This window comes from Mesorhizobium sp. B2-6-1 (genome assembly GCF_006440475.1).
In the GTDB taxonomy this organism is placed as follows: domain Bacteria; phylum Pseudomonadota; class Alphaproteobacteria; order Rhizobiales; family Rhizobiaceae; genus Mesorhizobium.
Window position 1 is genome coordinate 59,684 of record NZ_VFUH01000005.1, and the last position, 19,580, is coordinate 79,263.

Consider the following 19,580-nt stretch of genomic DNA (forward strand, 5'->3'; position numbering starts at 1 on the left):
GGTGGTTCCCGGAGGGCAGCTTAGGAGGCGGAATCGCCGAATAGCGGCCGTTCAGCAAATCCGAGCAGCAAGGTTTTTGCGATCTCTCGCGCCTTCGAGGCAAGCGCCTCATCCGGCAGTTCGCCGGCGGTCCAGAATGACAGGACCCCACGAAAGGCAAATGCGAGCTGCTCCGGCAAACTGCGCAGCGCCTCCTGCCTGCCGGCCGCGATCAAGCCTTCGCCCGCTCCAAGGGCCAGCGACCACAAGGTTGTGGAGTGCGCCAGGACCTTTCCGGGGGACGGGCCGGCCGTGCCGATCCATCCCATCACGGCCCGGTTTATCTCCGGCTCCTCCAACATCACCTCGACCGCGGTATCGATGGCCAACAGCACGCGGCCTGCGGCATCGGCAGGCGGTGACATCCCGGCAAAGCGCTGGGCCATCGTATCGATCCGCCGCCGCGAAAGGGCATGCATGATCGCGGCCTTGCTCCCGAACTGATTGAACGGCGTCGCGAAACTGACCCCAGCTTCGGTGGCGAGGTCGCGCATCGAGAAATCGGCCTTACCCTGTCGGAGCAACCGCTCCGCCGCATCGATCACACGCCGGCGAAGCGGCTCACCCCGCGTGGCGGTCGGAGCGACCTTGGTCTTGTTTGGTGTCATGCTGTGATCTATATCATGATATAATTCTAATCATAGCCCGGAGTGAACCATGACTTCCACCCCTAAGACATTCCTCATCACCGGTGTCAGCTCCGGGCTGGGGCGAGCATTTGCAAGAGGCGCGCTTGAAGCGGGCCATCGGGTGATCGGCACCGTGCGGCGGGAGGCCGATGCCGAGATTTTCGCCGCGCTCGCGCCCGATCGCGCCCACCCGCTCTTGCTGGACGTGACCGATTTCGAGACGGTCCCGGCGGCTGTCACCGCGGCCGAACGGCAGGCGGGTCCAATCGACGTGCTGGTGAACAACGCCGGTTACGGCCATGAGGGCGTGCTGGAGGAGTCCTCCATGGACGATCTCCAGCGCCAGTTCGCCGCCAACGTCTTCGGGCCCGTCGCGATGATCAAGGCGGTGCTGCCGGGCATGCGCGAGCGGCGTCGCGGCCATATCATCAACGTCACGTCCATGGGCGGCTTCATCACCATGCCCGGGATCACCTTCTATTGCGGAAGCAAATTCGCGCTCGAAGGCATTTCCGAAGCGCTCGGCAAGGAAGTAGCAGGCTTTGGAATTCGGGTGACGGCGCTCGCTCCCGGCCAATTCCGCACGGATTGGGCCGGACGCTCGATGGATCGCACGCCGCGCAGCATTGCCGACTATGACGCGGTCATGGACCCGATCCGCGCCGCGCGACAGGCCAAGAGCGGCAACCAACCGGGCGATCCGGCCAAGGCCGCGCAGGCGTTGCTCGTGCTGGTCGATGCCGCGAACCCGCCGGTACGGCTGTTCCTGGGCGACGACGCACTGGGGCTGGTCGACCAGAAGCTCGACGCGATGCGGAGCGAAATCAGCGCGTGGGAGGAGCTTTCGCGATCAACCAGCTTCGCATCATGAGCGCTTGGAGTGCGTCGGCTGATGAAGACGCGCCGCGCGTCTTCATCAGCCTGCAATTGGGGCGGCTCGGCCTGACCGCCGGCCGAACATCCCGCCGAAGAGCAACCAAGTGAAGCCTTGCTTCAGCGGCTCTATCGCGAGCGCAACCTGATCGAGCGGTTCTTCTCTGAGCTGAAGCACTTCTGGCGTGTCGCCACCCGCTACGACAAGCTCGCCGCCAACTTCCTCGCCATGGTCCAGCTCGCCTCAATGCGGCTGTGGCTCCGCGCTTGTGAGTCTACGTCCTAGAACAGTTCAGCTTTGATAGAGTCGCCGGCCGCTTTAACTCTTTGTTTTCGTGATATTGTCGTCCTGAAACGAAGTTTCCGTGTATTAGCGTTCCCGAATGCCTCTTGCGCAATACCGCGACAAGGCCATGATTGTGGATGAAACGGCAGGGACGAGCTGTTGACGCCACACATCGAAGCCAGCGAGGGTGACTACGCCGACATTGTGCTGTTGCCGGGCGACCCCCAGCGCGCCGAATGGATGGCCATGACATTCCTGGAGGCCCCGCGCTGCATCAACCGCCGGCGCGGGGCCCTTGGCTTCACTGGCCTGTTTCGTGGTCAGCCAATCAGCATCCAGGCGACCGGCATCGGCGGGTCCTCCTTTCTGATCTATGCGCATGAACTGCTGGACGGCTATGGCGTGCGGACCTTGATCCGTACTGGCACCTGCGGCGGGCTGACCGCTGACGTAAAACTGCGCAGCCTCGTCATCTCGCAATCGGTGCGGCCCGAAAGCGCCCGAAGCGGTCAGGTTTTCGGCCTCTATGACGCTGCAGCCGGGCCGGACCCGGCGCTGTTTGCTCGCGCATTGGCGAAGGCGGCCGAACTCGGCATCGACCATCGTGCCGGGCTGACGGCATGCAGCGACGTCTTCCACCATCCGCAGGGACGCGCCCGTTTTGCCGATGCGCAGGCAGCCGGCGCGCTGGCCGTGGACATGGAGACCAGTGCGCTCTATCGCATTTCCAGGCATTTCGGGGCCCGTGCGCTATCGATCTGCACGGTGGTCGACGATATCGACAGCGGCGAACAGACCCAATATGCAGAGCGCCAGGATCTTTTTACCGACATGACGCGGCTGGCGCTGGAAATCGCCGCCGCCGATCGGCCCGGTGCGTGATAGGCCCGCCGAGCCGCCCCAGTTCCTGATGCATTCCGAACACAAAGCCGGGGGGCACTTTTCTGGATTCTTCAGGCGGCTTCCCATTTCGGCGGCATCTGGTCTTCCATACCCGGCCGGTGGCTGCGCAGATAGAGCGCGCAGGTGGTGCGCAGCATGGAGGCGAAGTTGGGAATCTCGCCATTGATCTCGATGGCCTCGTCATAGAGTTTCGAGATGAATTTCGGCGTCGTCAGGTCCTGGCTTTCGGCGATTTCGTCGAGCAGTGCCCAAAACGTCGCCTCAAGCTGGATGCTGGTCGAATATCCGTCGATGCGGATCGACCGGTTGATCTGACGATAACCTTCGGGATCCTGGGCCGCAAATACCCTGCACATCCGACAACCTCCCACGTTCGTTGATTTTTGGCGTTGATTTTGGGTGGACAGATGCTTTTGCCGCCAGAGGCGACGCGGCCTTTGTCCCCAACAGCATTCTCCGGCAAAATCGGCTGAACAGCAATCGGACTTTCGTCCTTGCGATTGTCAGGCGAGTCGATCTTCGGAGCGTGGTAACCGGCTGCCACCATCTTTTGCCGTCGCCGCGCATAATCATCTTCGAAGCATCGAGTGGCGAGGACTGATTTGGCGAAGGCAATCCACACCATGATCCGGGTTCTCGACGAGACCCGCTCCGTCGATTTCTACAGAAATGCCTTCGGCCTCGATGTCGCCGAAAGGCTGGATTTCGACACGTTCACGCTCATCTACCTCAGCAATGCCGAGACGCAATTCGAAGTCGAACTGACCGTGAACAAGGGTCGGCAGGAGCCTTATGCGCTTGGCGATGGCTACGGCCATCTCGCGGTTTCGGTCGTCGATCTCGACGGCGAGCACGACCGGCTCGGCGCGCTCGGCCTCAACCCGAAGAAGATCGTCGAATTCAACCGTGACGGTTCGCTGATCGCACGCTTCTTCTTCATCGAGGATCCGGACGGCTACAGGATCGAGGTTCTGCAACGAGGAGGCAGGTTCCAGTAGAGATCGCGGCCGCGTGTGCGCGGCGCCAGCCAAGGCATCCCATGGATGCAACCAGCAAGCAGGGAGGAAAATATGGTCACGATCTATGAAAGCAGGCCCGGGCTTTCGCGGCGCGAGCTTCTGAAGCGCGGCGGCGTCGGAGCCTTGCTCGTCATTTCCGGCAGCGCGGTCATCAGCCCGGAACATGCCTGGGGCCTCGAAACGTCGGCGCTGAAGCCGGAGACGATGGCGACGCTGATCCAAATGGGGCGGGACGTCTACCCGCACGATCAGCTTCCCGACAAATATTACGCCATCGCGGTCAAGAGCCATGACGATCAGGCCGGCAAGGATGCCGCACATAGGGATCTCATCGAGAACGGCATCGCCGATCTCGACAAGAGGTCCGGCAAGGGCGGCTACCGGAACCTTGGTTGGGAGGATCAGCGCGTCGCAGTGCTGAAGCAGGTCGAAGCCACGCCTTTCTTCCAGGCGGTGCGCGGGGGCCTCGTCGTCAGCCTCTACAACCAGAAGGAGGTCTGGCCGGTCTTTGGCTATGAGGGCGAATCCTATTCCAAGGGCGGCTATATCGCGCGCGGCTTCGACGACATCGAGTGGCTCTGAGCCGCTCCTCTCGTCACCCAGCAAAATCGAAATCATGGGAGGAAACCATGGCAGCAGCATTTGATCTGAAAAACGACAATTTGGTCGTCATCATCGGCTCGGGAGCCGGCGGCGGCACACTCGGCAATGAACTCGCCCAGAAGGGCATCGACGTCGTGATCCTGGAGGCCGGCGCTCGCCACGAATTCGACGACTTCATCAATGACGAGTGGGACTCCTTTGCCCAACTCGCCTGGAAAGACAAGCGCACCACTTCGGGCGACTGGCGCGTAGCCAGGGATTTTCCGAACCTGCCGGCCTGGATCGTGAAATCGGTCGGCGGCTCGACCACGCACTGGGCCGGCGCTTCGCTGCGCTTCCAGGAGCATGAGTTCAAGACCGCCTCGACCTACGGCAAGGTGGAGGGCGCGAACCTGCTCGATTGGCCGGTGACACTGGCCGAGATGGAGCCTTATTACGCCAAGGCCGAAGCCAAGATGGGCGTCACCGGCACCAATGACTGGCCGAGGCTGCCGGGCAACAATAATTTCAAGCTGTTGAAGGCTGGCGCCGACAAGCTCGGCTACAAGGAATGCCACACCGGCAACATGGCGATCAATTCGGTCGAGCGTGACGACCGGATGTCCTGCCAGCAGACCGGCTTCTGCTTCCAGGGCTGCAAATGGGGCGCCAAATGGTCGACGCTCTACACCGAGATCCCGAAAGGCGAAGCGACAGGCCATCTCGAGGTGAGGCCGAACGCCATGGCCGTCAAGATCAACCATGACGCCTCGGGAAAGGTGACCGGCGTCGTCTATGCCGACAAGGACGGCAAGCTGCAGGAGCAGAAGGCCCGCATCGTCGCCGTCGCCGGCAATTCGATTGAAAGCCCGCGCCTGCTGCTCAATTCGGCTTCGAGCAAGTTCCCTGACGGCCTCGCCAATTCATCGGGGCAGGTGGGCAAGAACTACATGCGCCACACCACCGGCTCGGTTTATGCCATCTTCGACAAACCGGTGCACATGTATCGCGGCACCACGATGGCCGGCATCATCCGCGACGAGGCGCGGCATGATCCATCGCGCGGTTTCGTCGGCGGCTACGAATTCGAGACGCTTTCGCTCGGCCTGCCGTTTATGGCGGCCTTCCTCGATCCCGGCGCTTGGGGCCGCTCCTTCACCACCGCACTCGACCACTACGACCACATGGCAGGGCTGTGGATCGTCGGCGAGGACATGCCGCGCGAAGAAAACCGCATCACGCTGCATGCCGACGAAAAGGACGAGCACGGCATGCCGATCGCCGATGTGCATTTCGACGATCATCCCAACGATACGGCGATGCGCGATCATGCCTACAAACAGGCCACGGCGCTCTACGATGCGGTTGGAGCGACGCGTACTTTCCCGACGCCGCCTTATCCTTCCACCCATAATCTCGGCACAAACCGGATGAGCGAGAAGGCGGCCGAAGGCGTCGTCAACAAGCACGGCCAGACGCACGACATCAATAACCTGTTCGTTTCCGACGGCAGCCAGTTCACGACAGGCGCGGCCGAGAACCCGACGCTGACGATCGTCTCGCTGGCGATCCGGCAGGCCGATTACATCGCCAGCCAAATGTCAGCGAGAAGCATCTAGTTCCACCTCCCGACTGCCTGCTGGCGCGGAGCCCCGACCGGGGTTCCGCGCCATTTTTCTCGACTTTCAGCCCTTGGTGCAGGTCGAGGCGGTGAAGGCGCCGTCGGGCTGTCTCATGATGATGTCGAACGAGGGCGGGCCCTGACCATCCAGAGTTGCCTGAGTGAGGGACAACGAGTTGCCGCCGGCGGTGTAGCCGCCGAGCGGTCCCAGCCAGGAGATCACCCCATTTGCGTCCATCTGGTAATTGTAGCCCTGCTGGGCGGTCCCGAAGGTGACTGGGCCGGTATAGACGTTTCCCTTGATGGTGATGTCGCCGAGGTTGAGGAACATGCCGAGCAGGTAGACCTCGCAATGATAAATGCCGTCGGGCATCTTGCCGTCGCTGAAGTCGGCTCGCGCCGCCCCGGTCGCCGCCGCCAGAAACAATAGGCCGGTAGAGATGCGTGAAATTCCGGATGCCATGACGTCGCTCGGTTGAGGGGCGAACTTGCCCCATTTGTGTGCCGTACCGCAATATTTGTCGCGTGCGGCCCGCGTCCGGAGATCAAAATCTAGGCATTTGGAGAAATTGGACGAAAATTAGGCAAAAACCGTGTGCGCTGCGCAAATTTCTCTCAACCAATTTTTAACCGGCCCTCACGCTTTCTCTAAGCACGATATGTCAATCCACTGATAATATTGAGCATTAACTCCTTCCACGAAACCGCCTCGGCGATTGGCATGGGGGTTGCTTCGTAGTGTTGCGTTGCAATCAATCAGCTTGGGAGTGTCAGGCATGAGGGGTAATTTCTCGACAATAACAAAAATGTTTTCGGCGGGCGTGGTCGCTGCCGGCCTGTCGATGTCGGCGCCCGCGAAGGCGGCCGACGACACGATCAAGGTCGGCATCCTCCATTCGCTGTCCGGCACGATGGCGATTTCGGAGACGACGCTGAAGGATGCCATGCTGATGCTCATCGACGAGCAGAATGCCAAGGGCGGCCTGCTCGGCAAGAAGCTCGAAGCGGTCGTCGTCGATCCGGCGTCCAACTGGCCGCTCTTCGCCGAGAAAGCGCGCGAGCTGATCTCCAAAGACAAGGTCGCGGCGGTGTTCGGCTGCTGGACCTCGGTGTCGCGCAAATCGGTGCTGCCGGTGTTCTCGGAACTCGACAACATCCTGTTCTATCCCGTCCAGTATGAGGGCGAGGAGAGCGAGCGCAACGTGTTCTATACGGGCGCGGCGCCGAACCAGCAGGCCATTCCGGCCGTCGACTATCTGATGAGCGAGGATGGCGGCTCGGTGAAGCGATGGGTGCTGGAAGGCACCGACTATGTCTATCCCCGCACCACCAACAAGATCCTCGAGGCCTATCTGAAGGCCAAGGGCGTCGCGGCGGAAGACATCATGGTCAACTACACGCCGTTCGGTTTCTCGGACTGGCAGACCGAAGTCTCGGCAATCAAGAAGTTCGGTTCGGCCGGCAAGAAGACCGCCGTCGTCTCCACCGTCAACGGCGACGCCAACGTGCCGTTCTACAAGGAACTGGGCAACCAGGGCATCAAGGCCGAGGACATCCCGGTCATGGCCTTCTCGGTCGGCGAGGAGGAGCTTGCCGGTCTCGACACGGCGCCGCTGGTCGGCCATCTCGCCGCCTGGAACTACTTCGAGAGCGTCGACACGCCCGAGAACAAGAAGTTCATCGCCGACTGGCACAAGTTCATCAAGAACGACAAGCGCACCACCAACGACCCGATGGAGGCCCACTATATCGGCTTCAACATGTGGGTGAAGGCGGTCGAGAAGGCCGGCACCACCGATCCGGACAAGGTGATTGACGCCATGGTCGGCGTCTCGGTGCCGAACCTGACCGGCGGCTATTCGACGATGATGCCGAACCATCACATCACCAAGCCGGTGTTGATCGGTGAAATCCAGGCAGACGGCCAGTTCGAGACGGTCTCGCGCACGCCGGGTCTGGTGATGGGCGATGAGTGGTCGGATTACCTGCCCGATTCCAAGGACCTGATCTCCGATTGGCGGGCGCCTCTGTCCTGCGGCAACTTCAATGTCGCCACCGGCAAATGCGGCGGCAAGGGCACAAACTGATTCTCCCGGGCTGGACCTTCAGGTCCATGCCCATGACCGCGAGCGTCCGGACGGTTCCTTCGCCGTCCGGACGTCCAACTCAACCCTGAAGAGTCGCCTGACGCCGATGAACCTTTTCCGCGCACTTGGCCTGACACTGCTGTTCTTGCTGGCGACGCTGTCGTCATCGAGCGCCGGCGAAGCCGATCTGCGTGGCATCATCGCCAAGTTCGCCGCCGCCAAGGGTTTTTCGGAGACGGGAGCTGTCGTTCACGACCTGGCGGCGACCGGCGATCCGGCAGTGGAGCGGCCTCTTGCGGCACTCGCCGATGGCAATCTTTACATCCGCAAGATCGATTCCCTGGTCTTCGTCGGCAAGGAAGGCGGCGAACGGGTCCAGCTTTTCGACCCGCTGAGCGGTGAGCCATCCGGTGAAGCAGCCAAGGACGACATCACCAAGATCAAGGTCAACAACACGCTGCGCCGCACCATCCGCGATGCGCTGGGCACGCTGACGCTTGGCGCCAGGGATCCGGCCGTGCGGCTCGCCGCCGCCGACACCATGTTCAAGACGCCCGATTCCGCAAACATCGAGCCGCTCGACGCTGCGATCGCCAATGAGACGGTCGCCAGTGTCAAGACCTTGCTGGAACAGGCTCGTGCCGCGTCGATCCTGAGCTCGGATCGGCCGGATGCCGACAAGCTCGCGGCAATCGCCCTGATCGGCGCGCGCGGCGACCGCGATGCGGTATCGCTGCTCACCTCGGCAGAGGCCAATGCGTCGGGCGCAGTGAAGGAAGCGGCGACAGCGGCAATCGCCAACATCAATTCGACGCTGGCCCTGTGGGACGCCGGACAGAACATCTGGTACGGCATTTCGCTGGGCTCGGTGCTGCTGCTGGCGGCGATCGGGCTTGCCATCACCTTCGGCGTCATGGGCGTCATCAACATGGCGCATGGCGAGATGGTGATGCTCGGCGCCTACACGACCTTCGTCGTCCAGCAGGTGATCCGTACATCCTTTCCCGGCCTGTTCGACTGGTCGCTGGTGATCGCGCTGCCGCTCGCCTTCCTGGTCGCGGGGCTTGTCGGCCTTGCCATCGAGCGCGGCGTTATCCGCTTCCTCTACGGGCGGCCGCTGGAGACGCTGCTGGCGACATGGGGCGTTTCGCTGATCCTGCAGCAGGCAGTGCGCTCGATCTTCGGGCCAACCAACCAGGAGGTCGGCAATCCCTCCTGGATGTCGGGTTCGTTCGATGTCGGCCAGCTTGCCATCACCTGGAACCGGCTCTGGATCCTGGTCTTCGCGCTTAGCGTCTTTGCCGTGCTGCTCTATGTGATGAAGCGCACCCCCTGGGGCCTACAGATGCGCGCCGTCACCGCCAACCGCCGCATGGCCGCCTCCATGGGCATCAGGACGCCATGGGTCGACGCGCTGACCTTCGCGCTCGGCTCCGGCATTGCCGGCATTGCCGGCGTGGCGCTCAGCCAGATCGACAATGTCTCGCCCAATCTCGGCCGTGGCTACATCATCGACAGTTTCATGGTCGTCGTCTTCGGCGGCGTCGGCAATCTGTGGGGCACGCTGGTCGGCGCCTTTTCGCTGGGCATCGTCAACAAGTTCCTGGAACCCTATGCCGGCGCCGTGCTCGGCAAGATCGTCGTGCTGGTGCTGATCATCCTGTTCATCCAGAAGCGCCCGCGCGGCCTGTTCGCGCTCAAGGGCAGGGCGGTGGAAGCATGATGTCGGGACGCTTCTTCGCCGCGGGCGCGGACCGCCGCATCGCCATCACCATCCTCATTCTGCTGGCGGCGGCCATCATCGTGCCGCTGCTCAACCTGGTTGTTTCGCCTACGAGCGCATTCTACGTTCCACCCTATATCGTGGCGCTGACCGGCAAATATCTCTGCTACGCGCTGCTGGCACTCGCGCTTGATCTTGTCTGGGGCTATTGCGGCATACTCTCGCTCGGCCACGGCGCCTTCTTCGCGCTCGGCGGCTACGCGATGGGCATGTATCTGATGCGCCAGATCGGCTCGCGCGGCGTCTATGGCAACCCGGTCCTGCCTGATTTCATGGTGTTCCTGAACTACAAGGAACTGCCCTGGTTCTGGACCGGCTTCGACCATTTCTGGTTCGCCGGCCTCATGGTGCTTGCGGTACCCGGCCTGCTTGCCTTCGTCTTCGGCTGGTTCGCCTTCCGCAGCCGCGTCACAGGCGTCTATCTCTCCATCATCACACAGGCGATGACCTATGCACTGCTGCTCGCCTTCTTCCGCAACGACATGGGCTTCGGCGGCAACAACGGCCTGACCGATTTCAAGGACATTCTGGGCTTCAACATCCAGGCCGACGTGACCCGCTCGGCGCTGTTCGCGGCCAGCGCGGTGATGCTTGCGCTCGGCGTCTTCGTCACCTGGGCGATCGTCGGCTCCAAATACGGCAAGCTGCTGATGGCGGTGCGCGATGCCGAAAGCCGCACCCGCTTCCTCGGCTGGCGGGCTGAGAATGTGAAGTTGTTCGCCTTCACGGTTTCAGCTGTCATGGCCGGCGTCGCGGGCGCGCTTTACGTGCCGCAGGTCGGCATCATCAATCCGGGCGAATTCGAACCCTCCAATTCGATCGAGGTGGTGATCTGGGCCGCGGTCGGCGGGCGCGGCACCATCATCGGGCCGATCATCGGTGCGCTGCTGGTCAACACCGGAAAATCCTGGTTCACCGGCGTGCTGCCTGAACTGTGGCTGTTCGCACTCGGCGGCGTGTTCGTCGCCGTGACGCTGCTCTTGCCGAAAGGCATCATCGGCATGTGGGATAGCCGGCGCGGCAACGCCAAGGCGCTGCGTGCGGCATCGTTGGCCGAGGAGGCCGGCGCCGATGGTGAAATCGCGCCATCCAAAGTCGTGCAGTCGGCGGCCAGAACACCCGGCGAATGGTCCTCGTCCAGCCTCGAACCACAGCCGGCGGAGTAACGAGCGATGCCGAAGTCGAACACCATTCTCTATCTCGACGGCGTTTCGGTTTCCTTCGACGGCTTTCGCGCCATCAACAATCTGTCGCTGGTGCTCGACAAGGGCGAGATGCGCGCCATCATCGGCCCCAACGGCGCCGGCAAGACCACGATGATGGACATCGTCACCGGCAAGACACGGCCCGACGAGGGCGAGGTGTTCTTCGACGGCCAGGTCGATCTCACCTGCCATGACGAGGCCGAGATCGCCATGATGGGCATCGGCCGCAAATTCCAGAAGCCGACGGTTTTCGAAAGCCATACGATCGAGGAAAATTTGATGCTGGCGCTGAAGGGGCCGCGCTCGATCTTTCCGGCGCTGTTCCATCGACGCTCGCCCGCCGAGACGCGGCGGATCGATGACATCCTCGGGACCATCCGGCTCGGCGACAAACGCGACGAGCTCGCCGCCAATCTCAGCCATGGGCAGAAGCAGTGGCTGGAGATCGGCATGCTCCTGGCGCAGGACCCGAAGCTGCTGCTGGTCGACGAGCCGGTCGCCGGCATGACCGACGCCGAAACCGAGGAAACCGCGCGCCTGCTCAAGGAGATCGCCCGCGACCATTCAGTGATCGTCGTCGAGCACGACATGCATTTCGTGCGCGAGCTCGGCGTCAAGGTCACCTGCCTGCATGAGGGCTCGGTGCTTTCCGAAGGCACACTCGATTTCGTATCCGCCGATGAACGCGTCGTCGAAGTCTATCTGGGGAGATGAGCATGGTTTGGCGGGTGCAATTCCATCGCTTCGATCTTGCCTTCCTTCGGTTCTGGAGAAGGCGCTGACATGCTCGAAGTTTCCGATGCCACGCTCCACTACGGCGCCGCCCAGGCGCTGCGCGGCGTGTCGCTGAAGGCGGGCGCCGGCAAGATCACTTGCGTGCTCGGCCGCAATGGCGTCGGCAAGACCAGTTTGATGAGATCGATCGTCGGCCACCACAGGCTGACGAGCGGAAGCGTTGCCTTCGAGGGGAAGGCGCTCGACCGGAGCGCGGCGTATGACCGCGCCCGGTCGGGCATCGCATTCGTGCCGCAGGGCAGGGAGATCTTTCCGCTGCTCAGCGTGCGGGAAAACCTTGAATCGGGATTCTCGCCCCTGAAACGGGCCGACCGCAACGTGCCGGCGCATGTTTTCGAATTGTTTCCGGTGCTCAAGCAGATGCTTGGCCGCCGCGGCGGCGATCTCTCCGGCGGCCAGCAGCAGCAGCTCGCCATCGGCAGGGCGCTGGTGATGCGGCCCAAGCTTCTGGTGCTCGATGAGCCGACGGAAGGTATCCAGCCGTCCGTTATCAAGGACATCGGCCGCGCCATCCGCTATTTGCGCGACCAGGCCGGCATTGCGGTTCTTCTCGTGGAGCAATATCTCGACTTCTGCCGCGAACTCGCCGACGAGGTCAACATCATGGACCGCGGCCAGATCGTCCATACTGGTCCTGCGGAAGATCTCGACCGGGCGGATGTCAGGAAGTTCCTGACGGTGTAAATCCATCTCCTGATGAAAGATTGCTCAATCTTTCTTCAACACCCGCTGGCACGCTCAATACTACATGCTAGTCTTCTGATGGCTTTGTGAGTCGGCCGCTTCCGTATCAGTCTGGTTTGTCGCAGATCGAGGTGGGCGACGGGCAAGTTCCGCGCAAGCATGCGTTCCTAGCATCCTCCCTGCGATCTCTGTCGTTCAACGCGTTTGGGCATACAGGCCAAGGGGCAGCCATGGAACGTTACGTCGAGGACTACCAGAAGCGGCGGCTCACAGAGCGCGTCGACATCATCACAGCCATCAACATTCTGAAGTCCCAGGGCTATGACCACGACGAGCTGATCGAGGAGATCACCAAGGTCTTCTATGTCGACCTCGATGCCTTCAATGAAATTGTCATGGCGGCGTAAAAGCCGCATTCGGCCATTCAACAATGATGGGCACGGCATTGATGCGCTTGGTCAGCTAGCGCGCCGGAATGGAGAGGCGGTGACGCGGTTGCGGCCGCCGCGCTTGGCGGCATAGAGCGCCTTGTCGGCGGCGCTAAGCACCTTGTCGAAGCTCAGGCCCTCTTTGGTGCCGAAAGCAAAGCCGGCGCTGACGGTGCACGTCAGGGGACCGTTCTCGGTGTCGATGCGGCGCGCGGCGAACGAGGTCCGTATCGTCTCGGCCGTGTTTTCCACTGTTTCGGGCAAAGTCCGCTTTAGCACCACCGCGAACTCCTCGCCGCCCATGCGCGCGGCGACATCGGTCGGGCGAAGGTTGCCGGCAAGCTCCTTGGCGAACACTTTCAGTACCTCATCGCCCGTCGCGTGGCCGAACTCGTCATTGATGGCCTTGAAGCTATCGAGGTCGAACACGACCACGGCGGTAAAGGCGCCGACGGGAGAATCGCCAAAGAGGTCGAACAGCGCGCGGCGGTTGAGCAGGCCGGTCAGCTGATCCGTCAGCGCGTTGCGGCGGTGATGCCCCGCCAGACGCCCCTGGTTGAGGGCCAGCGACAAGGCGCCGATGCCGGTCATGCTGGCGATGACGACGATGAGGCTGAGATCCTCGGCCCAGTTCCTTGGCGCATGGCTCATGATCAGCTTGCCGTCCCATGCCAAAACCGTCGCGCAGAGCAGGAAGGACATGGCGGTCGCTGAATAGAGTGCGGCGGCGCCGATGGTAAGCGCTGGGGCCTCGGCGCGGCCCTTCCAGTATTCGGCGGCGGTTGCGAACAGGAGCAGGGCCGCGAACAGGTTCTCGAACATGAAGCCGAGCCCGTCATAGCCGAGAGCCATGGGCGGCAGCGCCACCGCCAGCGAAATGCCGCTGCCGATTAAAATCCTGGAGACCGGCGAGCCGCCGCTTCTGAATTGGTAGGCGGCGCCCAGCATCATGGAGAAGCCGACCAGCAGCAAGGTGAAGGTGGCGATGCCGAGGCCGCGCCTGGGCGCGTCGATATAGGCGTCATAGGTGAAGACCTCGCCCACCACCAGCAAGGCGCTGAGCGCCCAGGTGAGCAGGAACTTGTCGGTGCGGGCGGTGAGCCATGTGCCGAACAGCGTCAGGCTCAGGCAGGCAGCGGAGAAACCGACCGCCAGCAGAAGTGAGTTGTAGTCGAGCGACATGCCTCTCGTTCCTTGCCCGCGACGACCCTGCAGCCTGACGTTGCTGGAGTCATGACGCAAGGAAGTGTCGATAAGGTTACGATCGCGGCGAAAAAGCCAAGCTTGCACGGCGTTAGAGGACTACCGCCGACAGGAGCAGAACCGCACCGACCGCCATCATCAGCAGACCCGGCCAATTCTGTGACACGCCTAGGAAACCGAGGCCGCGCCGGCGTGGCTCAAGCGTCGGGGCCTGCGTTGCGAGATTGGGCATCCGTCGATCCGAAGCTGCAGGTGCCGGATCGCTGAGCCGTCCACGCCTGAGAGCTGCGCCCGCCATATACACAACGCCGGCGACGATGAGAAACGCACCGATAAGGATGACAGCCATCCTTCCTCGCTTTTCTGCTGGTTTTCCCGCGCGGGAACCCGCCACCAAGGCAAAACGACGATGACGCCTTGAGGTTCCGACAGAGGCTGTTGACGCCGGCAATTCATGCAAATGGAAATAGCCGCAGAGGCTTGCCGCTTAGCTGGTTTCTGTCACTCGCTTCATCAGCGCCATGGCGCCGAAGGGCGCGCGCACCTTGCCCTCGGTGATGAAGTAGACGAACACGTCGCGCGGTTGCACCGGCGCGTCGGTAGCAGGGTCGGCGCGCCGCAAATCGGCCGGCTGCTTGCCTTCCGCCCAGACCTTGGCCCGCGCCGCCCATTCATCGAGGCCTTTTGGCGTGTAGCAGTCGGGATTGTCATCCGAGCCGGTCTGCAGCCGCGCATAGATGAAATCGCCGGTGATATCGGCGATATCAGGATATTTTGCGTGATCGGCATAGACGATGGCCGCCTTGTATTTGCGCGCGAGCGCCGGGAATTCCGGCACGATGAAACTGTCGTTGCGAACTTCAAGCGCGTGGCGCAACGCGACACCGTCTTGGCTTTCCGGCAACAACTTCAGAAAAGCCTCGAAATCGTCGGGATCGAATTTCTTTGTCGGCGCGAACTGCCAAAGGATCGGCCCAAGCTTATCGCCGAGCGCGGCGACGCCGGAGCCAAGGAAACGCATCATCGATTCACCGGCTTCGCCCAGCACGCGGCGGTTGGTGACGAAGCGGTTGCCCTTCAGCGAGTAGACGAAACCGTCGGGGGCCTCATTGGCCCATTTGACGAAGGTCGGTTCCTTGAAGCTGGAATAGTAGGTGCCGTTGACCTCGATGCTCGGTACCTGCCGGCTGGCGTATTGCAACTGCTTGGCCTTGGGGAGTTTTTCCGGGTAGAAGGACGTGTCCCACGGCTCGAAGGTCCAGCCGCCCATGCCGGCGCGGATTGTTCCCGATTTGCTCATTGTCGTCCTCCCGTTTCAGAAATCTGGCCGCGTTCAGAAAAATCAGGCCGCCGTGACCTCGTCGACCGGCTTGGCCATGTCGACGAGCACCCATCCTGGCCGGTAGGGATTGGGCCGGCGACCCGTTTCGCGATAGCCGTAGGCCAAATAGAGCGCGATGTTGCGCTCCATTTTCGCATTGGTGTAGAGCCGCACCTCCGGCACGCCCCACAGGCGCGCCTGCTGATCCGCATGTTTCAACAATGCGATGCCGAAGCCCTTGCCCTGAAATCCTGGCGCCACCGCGACGGAGAAGATCATCGCGTGGTCTTCGTGCCGCTCCAGGACGATCAGCCCGGCCAGGTCGCCGCCGCTCTCCAGCAGCCAGGCCTCGCCGCGTTCGATGCGCGGCGCATAGTCTTCCGTGACCGGGATCGGCGGCGCGCCCAACAGCGCGGTGTAGGGCGCGTAGGCATCCGTGGTCAGAGTCATGACGGCGGTGACATCCGGGGCGAGGGCTTTCCTGATCTTCATTCCGGAGATTCCCAACGCCAGCCCGCCATCACTCCGCTGCTTCGCGCTTGCCTCCGGGGCGTCGCTCCAGCAATTCCTTGAGGAATTGGCCGGTGTAGCTGCGTTTTTCGCGCACGATCGCTTCCGGCGTGCCGGAGGCGACCAGCTCGCCGCCGCCATCGCCACCCTCGGGGCCGAGATCGAGCACCCAGTCGGCGGTCTTGATCACTTCGAGATTGTGCTCGATCACCACCACCGTGTTGCCCTGGTCGACCAGTTCGTGCAGCACTTCCAGCAGCTTGGCGACATCGTGAAAGTGCAGGCCAGTGGTCGGCTCGTCCAGGATATAGAGCGTCTTGCCGGTCGCCTTGCGCGACAGCTCCTTGGCGAGTTTTATCCGCTGCGCCTCGCCGCCCGACAGCGTCGTCGCCTGCTGGCCGATATGGATGTAGCCGAGGCCGACCTGCTTCAGCGTGTCGAGCTTGTCGCGCACGCCGGGCACGGCGGCGAAAAAATCGACGCCTTCCTCGACCGTCATGTCGAGCACGTCGGCGATCGACTTGCCCTTGAACAGCACGTCGAGCGTCTCTCTGTTATAGCGCTTGCCGTGGCAGACGTCGCAGGTGACGTAGACGTCGGGCAGGAAGTGCATCTCGATCTTGATAACGCCGTCGCCCTGGCAGGCCTCGCAGCGGCCGCCCTTGACGTTGAAGGAGAAGCGGCCCGGCTGGTAGCCGCGCGCCTTGGCCTCGGGCAGGCCCGCGAACCAATCGCGGATCGGCGTGAAGGCGCCGGTATAGGTGGCGGGGTTGGAGCGCGGGGTCCGTCCGATCGGCGACTGATCGATGTCGATGACCTTGTCGAGGAACTCCAAGCCCTCGATGCGGTCGTGCTCGGCCGGATGCTCGCGCGAGCCCATGATGCGGCGCGAGGCCGCCTTGAAAAGCGTTTCGATCAGGAAGGTCGATTTGCCGCCGCCCGATACGCCGGTGACGGCGGTGAAGGTGCCGAGCGGAATTTCGGCGGTGACGTTCTTCAGATTGTTGCCCCGCGCGCCGACGACTTTCAGGCGGCGGTTCTTCTTCGCCTCGCGGCGAACCGCTGGTGTCGCCACTTCGAGCTCGCCCGAAAGGTATTTGCCGGTGATCGAATTCGGGTTGGCCATCACCTGCTGAGGCGTGCCCTGGGCAATGATTTCGCCGCCATGGATGCCGGCGGCCGGGCCGATGTCGACGACGTAGTCGGCATGCAGGATGGCGTCCTCGTCATGCTCGACCACGATGACCGTGTTGCCGATGTCGCGCAGGTGCTTCAGCGTGTCGAGCAGGCGCGCATTGTCGCGCTGGTGCAGGCCGATCGACGGTTCGTCCAGCACGTAGAGCACGCCGGTGAGGCCGGAGCCGATCTGCGATGCCAGCCGGATGCGCTGGCTCTCGCCGCCCGACAGCGTGCCGGAATTGCGCGACAGGGTGAGATAGTCGAGGCCGACGTCGTTGAGGAAGCGCAGCCGCTCGCGGATTTCCTTGAGCACGCGCACGGCGATCTCGTTCTGCTTGTCGTTGAGCTGCGCCGGCAGGTCGGTGAACCACTGGTCGGCCTTGCGGATCGACTGTTCGGTCACTTCGCCGATGTGCTTGCCGGCGATCTTCACCGCCAGCGCTTCCGGCTTCAGCCTGTAGCCACGACAGGCCGGGCAGGGGGTGGCCGACATGAAGCGCTCGATTTCCTCGCGCATCCAGGCGGATTCGGTCTCTTTCCAGCGCCGCTCGAGGTTGGGGATGACGCCCTCGAAGGTCTTGGTCGTTTTGTAGGAGCGCAGGCCGTCATCATACTGGAAGGTGATCTCGCGCTCGCCTGTGCCGCGCAGGATGGCTTCCTGGGCTTCCCCGGTCAAATCCTTGAACTTGTCGCCGAGCTTGAAGCCGTAAGCCTTGCCGAGAGCCTCCAGCGTCTGCACGTAGTAGGGTGAAGTCGATTTCGCCCATGGGCTGACGGCGCCGTCGCGCAGCGAGACGTTCTCGTCGGGGACGACCAGATTGGGATCGATGGAGCGCTGGCTGCCCAGCCCGTCGCAGGTCGGGCAGGCGCCGAACGGGTTGTTGAACGAGAACAGCCTGGGCTCGATCTCGGGAATGGTGAAGCCGGAGACCGGACAGGCGAATTTTTCCGAGAACAGGATGCGCTCATGCGTCTCGTTCTTCGACTTGTTGACCGAATCCTTGCCCGTCTGACTGGCATCGAGCGGCTTATCGGCGAACTCCGCCACCGCCAGCCCCTCCGCGAGCTTCAGCGCGGTCTCCATGGAATCGGCAAGGCGCGTTGCGAGGTCGCCACGCACGACGATGCGATCCACGACCACGTCGATGTCGTGCTTGTATTTCTTGTCGAGTGGCGGCACATCAGCGATCTCATAGAAGACGCCGTCGACCTTGACGCGCTGAAATCCCTTTTTCTGCAGCTCGAGCAATTCCTTGCGGTACTCGCCTTTGCGGCCGCGCACGATCGGCGCCAGGATGAACAGGCGCGTGCCTTCCTCGACCGCCAGCACGCGATCGACCATCTGCGACACCGTCTGGCTCTCGATCGGCAGTCCGGTGGCGGGCGAATAGGGTACGCCGACACGCGCGAACAGAAGCCGCATGTAGTCGTATATCTCGGTGACGGTGCCGACCGTCGAGCGCGGGTTCTTCGAAGTGGTCTTCTGCTCGATGGAGATGGCCGGCGAAAGGCCGTCGATCTGGTCGACATCCGGCTTCTGCATCATTTCGAGGAATTGCCGCGCATAGGCCGACAGGCTCTCGACATAGCGGCGCTGGCCTTCGGCATAGATGGTGTCGAAGGCAAGCGACGATTTGCCGGAGCCCGACAGGCCCGTCATGACGATCAGGCTGTCACGCGGCAGGTCGAGATCGACATTCTTCAGATTGTGTTCGCGCGCCCCGCGAATGGAAAGATATTTATGGTCGGCCATTGCCGGTCGCCGCCTCAGATCTGGAATTTGTGGGATCGGCGGGTTTTCCCCGGCCGTCCCCTATGTAGGTATTTTTGCCGCCGCGTCGAGAGACGCCACAATTCTCGACCAAGTCGTTTAACCGTCTTTCGCACGAACGGGCAAGCGGAAAGAACAAAGACCGAACACGCTCCTGACAAAAGCGGTGGAGCAGGCGGCGTGGTTCCCATCAGGGGATATCTCGCTCGATCACATTTTTTCCGATCGGACATCGAGCGGTTGACGTCCCTGGCTGAGGGGAGCAGACTCCACACGTCAATGAAGCCGGCTGTCTTTCGATGGCCTCGCCGCCCAAAGGCGGTCTGCGAGACGCCGCGGGCTATTGCGATCAGTGCTTCTGACGACGATTGTCGCAATGGACACAGGAGTGGAGCATGACGCCACCGGACAGTCCCTTGAGGCTCCAGCAGTGACTGGAGCCGCGGCAGGCATGAATGCCAGGGAGACGCGAGCGCCTTCCGACGTGACCCTGCCGGATGCACCAAAATCAGAGACTACTGGTCGGATCGTCGGCTGAACGCCGCGAAGCATCCGAAATCGAAAGCCGGTAAAACATTCCCGGCGAAAGATTGGATTATAGATCCAGAAAAGCCCCGTCCGTTTGCTAAAAGCACGGCGGGGCTGCTCTTTTGGGGGAACGC

19 protein-coding genes and 1 pseudogene are annotated in these 19,580 nt (G+C 62.4%); 12 read left to right on the top strand and 8 right to left on the bottom strand.

The features are described 5' to 3' along the window. Positions 1 to 20: 20 nt before the first annotated feature. Positions 21 to 647: a TetR/AcrR family transcriptional regulator gene (locus FJ443_RS12730; RefSeq protein WP_140498884.1), complete on the bottom strand. Its 627-nt coding sequence runs from the start codon at positions 645 to 647 to the stop codon at positions 21 to 23. 49 nt (positions 648 to 696) lie between these two features. Here FJ443_RS12730 and FJ443_RS12735 point away from each other — a divergent pair, with 49 nt between their 5' ends. The 3 genes and pseudogenes from FJ443_RS12735 (at position 697) to FJ443_RS12745 (ending at position 2,709) form a co-directional block, all read left to right on the top strand. Beyond that, entirely contained in the window at positions 697 to 1,539 is an 843-nt protein-coding gene (locus FJ443_RS12735) for an oxidoreductase (protein ID WP_140515294.1), read from the top strand. Positions 1,540 to 1,668: 129 nt separating this feature from the next. Continuing rightward, a pseudogene (locus tag FJ443_RS12740) lies at positions 1,669 to 1,827 on the top strand (transposase); the annotation flags it as partial. 159 nt (positions 1,828 to 1,986) lie between these two features. Further along, positions 1,987 to 2,709, top strand: coding sequence for a DeoD-type purine-nucleoside phosphorylase (locus FJ443_RS12745; protein ID WP_140664305.1), 723 nt, complete (start codon positions 1,987 to 1,989; stop codon positions 2,707 to 2,709). Between the two features lie 71 nt (positions 2,710 to 2,780). Here FJ443_RS12745 and FJ443_RS12750 read toward each other — a convergent pair whose 3' ends face one another. Continuing rightward, a complete protein-coding gene (locus tag FJ443_RS12750) occupies positions 2,781 to 3,086 on the bottom strand; it encodes a ribbon-helix-helix domain-containing protein (RefSeq protein ID WP_140498878.1) in 306 nt (101 codons plus the stop codon). Positions 3,087 to 3,332: 246 nt separating this feature from the next. Between FJ443_RS12750 and FJ443_RS12755 the strand changes: the two genes are divergently transcribed. The 3 genes from FJ443_RS12755 to FJ443_RS12765 all read left to right on the top strand — a co-directional run bounded on the left by FJ443_RS12755 (position 3,333) and on the right by FJ443_RS12765 (position 5,950). Beyond that, positions 3,333 to 3,728 (top strand): VOC family protein, encoded by a 396-nt coding sequence (locus tag FJ443_RS12755; protein ID WP_140498876.1) that lies wholly within the window; start codon positions 3,333 to 3,335, stop codon positions 3,726 to 3,728. A 72-nt stretch (positions 3,729 to 3,800) separates the two neighbouring features. After that, positions 3,801 to 4,331, top strand: a complete 531-nt coding sequence (locus FJ443_RS12760; RefSeq protein WP_140515296.1) for a gluconate 2-dehydrogenase subunit 3 family protein — start codon at positions 3,801 to 3,803, stop codon at positions 4,329 to 4,331. Between the two features lie 47 nt (positions 4,332 to 4,378). Further along, a complete protein-coding gene (locus tag FJ443_RS12765) occupies positions 4,379 to 5,950 on the top strand; it encodes a GMC family oxidoreductase (RefSeq protein ID WP_140498874.1) in 1,572 nt (523 codons plus the stop codon). Between the two features lie 66 nt (positions 5,951 to 6,016). On the opposite strand, the gene FJ443_RS12770 is transcribed toward FJ443_RS12765, so the two are convergent. Next, entirely contained in the window at positions 6,017 to 6,415 is a 399-nt protein-coding gene (locus FJ443_RS12770) for a hypothetical protein (RefSeq protein WP_140498872.1), read from the bottom strand. Positions 6,416 to 6,728: 313 nt separating this feature from the next. Here FJ443_RS12770 and urtA point away from each other — a divergent pair, with 313 nt between their 5' ends. From urtA to FJ443_RS12800, 6 genes are all read left to right on the top strand, one after another. Continuing rightward, complete coding sequence (urtA, locus tag FJ443_RS12775; RefSeq protein ID WP_140498870.1) at positions 6,729 to 8,039, top strand: urea ABC transporter substrate-binding protein; 1,311 nt, start codon at positions 6,729 to 6,731, stop codon at positions 8,037 to 8,039. 106 nt (positions 8,040 to 8,145) lie between these two features. Further along, complete coding sequence (gene urtB, locus FJ443_RS12780; protein ID WP_140664308.1) at positions 8,146 to 9,762, top strand: urea ABC transporter permease subunit UrtB; 1,617 nt, start codon at positions 8,146 to 8,148, stop codon at positions 9,760 to 9,762. Further along, positions 9,759 to 10,988, top strand: coding sequence for an urea ABC transporter permease subunit UrtC (gene urtC, locus FJ443_RS12785; protein ID WP_140664310.1), 1,230 nt, complete (start codon positions 9,759 to 9,761; stop codon positions 10,986 to 10,988). Before urtB ends, urtC begins: the two co-directional genes overlap by 4 nt. Positions 10,989 to 10,994: 6 nt before the next feature. Next, a complete protein-coding gene (urtD, locus tag FJ443_RS12790; protein WP_140664313.1) occupies positions 10,995 to 11,741 on the top strand; it encodes an urea ABC transporter ATP-binding protein UrtD in 747 nt (248 codons plus the stop codon). A gap of 69 nt (positions 11,742 to 11,810) precedes the next feature. Next, the gene (urtE, locus tag FJ443_RS12795; RefSeq protein ID WP_140557767.1) at positions 11,811 to 12,506 is read left to right on the top strand and encodes an urea ABC transporter ATP-binding subunit UrtE; all 696 of its coding nucleotides are present in this window, start codon (positions 11,811 to 11,813) and stop codon (positions 12,504 to 12,506) included. A 230-nt stretch (positions 12,507 to 12,736) separates the two neighbouring features. Beyond that, positions 12,737 to 12,913 (top strand): hypothetical protein, encoded by a 177-nt coding sequence (locus tag FJ443_RS12800; RefSeq protein ID WP_140498860.1) that lies wholly within the window; start codon positions 12,737 to 12,739, stop codon positions 12,911 to 12,913. Between the two features lie 51 nt (positions 12,914 to 12,964). Here the strand turns inward: FJ443_RS12800 and FJ443_RS12805 are convergent, their stop codons facing one another. From FJ443_RS12805 to uvrA, 5 genes are all read right to left on the bottom strand, one after another. Further along, on the bottom strand, positions 12,965 to 14,116 hold the full coding sequence (locus FJ443_RS12805) for a GGDEF domain-containing protein (RefSeq protein ID WP_140664316.1): 1,152 nt from the start codon (positions 14,114 to 14,116) through the stop codon (positions 12,965 to 12,967). 112 nt (positions 14,117 to 14,228) lie between these two features. After that, positions 14,229 to 14,486 (bottom strand): hypothetical protein, encoded by a 258-nt coding sequence (locus FJ443_RS31655; protein WP_140564488.1) that lies wholly within the window; start codon positions 14,484 to 14,486, stop codon positions 14,229 to 14,231. 138 nt (positions 14,487 to 14,624) lie between these two features. Beyond that, a complete protein-coding gene (locus FJ443_RS12815; RefSeq protein ID WP_140515303.1) occupies positions 14,625 to 15,437 on the bottom strand; it encodes a DUF72 domain-containing protein in 813 nt (270 codons plus the stop codon). A gap of 42 nt (positions 15,438 to 15,479) precedes the next feature. Next, entirely contained in the window at positions 15,480 to 15,950 is a 471-nt protein-coding gene (locus FJ443_RS12820; RefSeq protein WP_140498852.1) for a GNAT family N-acetyltransferase, read from the bottom strand. 28 nt (positions 15,951 to 15,978) lie between these two features. Further along, a complete protein-coding gene (gene uvrA / locus FJ443_RS12825) occupies positions 15,979 to 18,900 on the bottom strand; it encodes an excinuclease ABC subunit UvrA (protein ID WP_140664320.1) in 2,922 nt (973 codons plus the stop codon). Positions 18,901 to 19,580 lie beyond the last annotated feature (680 nt).

Excerpts from the sequence above, each read along its gene's own strand:
- FJ443_RS12735 (WP_140515294.1), top strand. The coding sequence starts at position 697 with ATGACTTCCACCCCTAAGACATTCCTCATCACCGGTGTCAGCTCCGGG.
- urtD (WP_140664313.1), top strand. The coding sequence starts at position 10,995 with ATGCCGAAGTCGAACACCATTCTCTATCTCGACGGCGTTTCGGTTTCC.
- FJ443_RS12815 (WP_140515303.1), bottom strand. The coding sequence starts at position 15,437 with ATGAGCAAATCGGGAACAATCCGCGCCGGCATGGGCGGCTGGACCTTC.
- urtC (WP_140664310.1), top strand. The coding sequence starts at position 9,759 with ATGATGTCGGGACGCTTCTTCGCCGCGGGCGCGGACCGCCGCATCGCC.
- urtE (WP_140557767.1), top strand. The coding sequence starts at position 11,811 with ATGCTCGAAGTTTCCGATGCCACGCTCCACTACGGCGCCGCCCAGGCG.
- FJ443_RS12760 (WP_140515296.1), top strand. The coding sequence starts at position 3,801 with ATGGTCACGATCTATGAAAGCAGGCCCGGGCTTTCGCGGCGCGAGCTT.
- FJ443_RS12770 (WP_140498872.1), bottom strand. The coding sequence starts at position 6,415 with ATGGCATCCGGAATTTCACGCATCTCTACCGGCCTATTGTTTCTGGCG.
- FJ443_RS12730 (WP_140498884.1), bottom strand. The coding sequence starts at position 647 with ATGACACCAAACAAGACCAAGGTCGCTCCGACCGCCACGCGGGGTGAG.
- FJ443_RS12800 (WP_140498860.1), top strand. The coding sequence starts at position 12,737 with ATGGAACGTTACGTCGAGGACTACCAGAAGCGGCGGCTCACAGAGCGC.
- FJ443_RS12820 (WP_140498852.1), bottom strand. The coding sequence starts at position 15,950 with ATGAAGATCAGGAAAGCCCTCGCCCCGGATGTCACCGCCGTCATGACT.
- FJ443_RS12805 (WP_140664316.1), bottom strand. The coding sequence starts at position 14,116 with ATGTCGCTCGACTACAACTCACTTCTGCTGGCGGTCGGTTTCTCCGCT.
- FJ443_RS12750 (WP_140498878.1), bottom strand. The coding sequence starts at position 3,086 with ATGTGCAGGGTATTTGCGGCCCAGGATCCCGAAGGTTATCGTCAGATC.
- FJ443_RS31655 (WP_140564488.1), bottom strand. The coding sequence starts at position 14,486 with ATGGCTGTCATCCTTATCGGTGCGTTTCTCATCGTCGCCGGCGTTGTG.
- urtB (WP_140664308.1), top strand. The coding sequence starts at position 8,146 with ATGAACCTTTTCCGCGCACTTGGCCTGACACTGCTGTTCTTGCTGGCG.
- FJ443_RS12765 (WP_140498874.1), top strand. The coding sequence starts at position 4,379 with ATGGCAGCAGCATTTGATCTGAAAAACGACAATTTGGTCGTCATCATC.
- uvrA (WP_140664320.1), bottom strand. The coding sequence starts at position 18,900 with ATGGCCGACCATAAATATCTTTCCATTCGCGGGGCGCGCGAACACAAT.
- urtA (WP_140498870.1), top strand. The coding sequence starts at position 6,729 with ATGAGGGGTAATTTCTCGACAATAACAAAAATGTTTTCGGCGGGCGTG.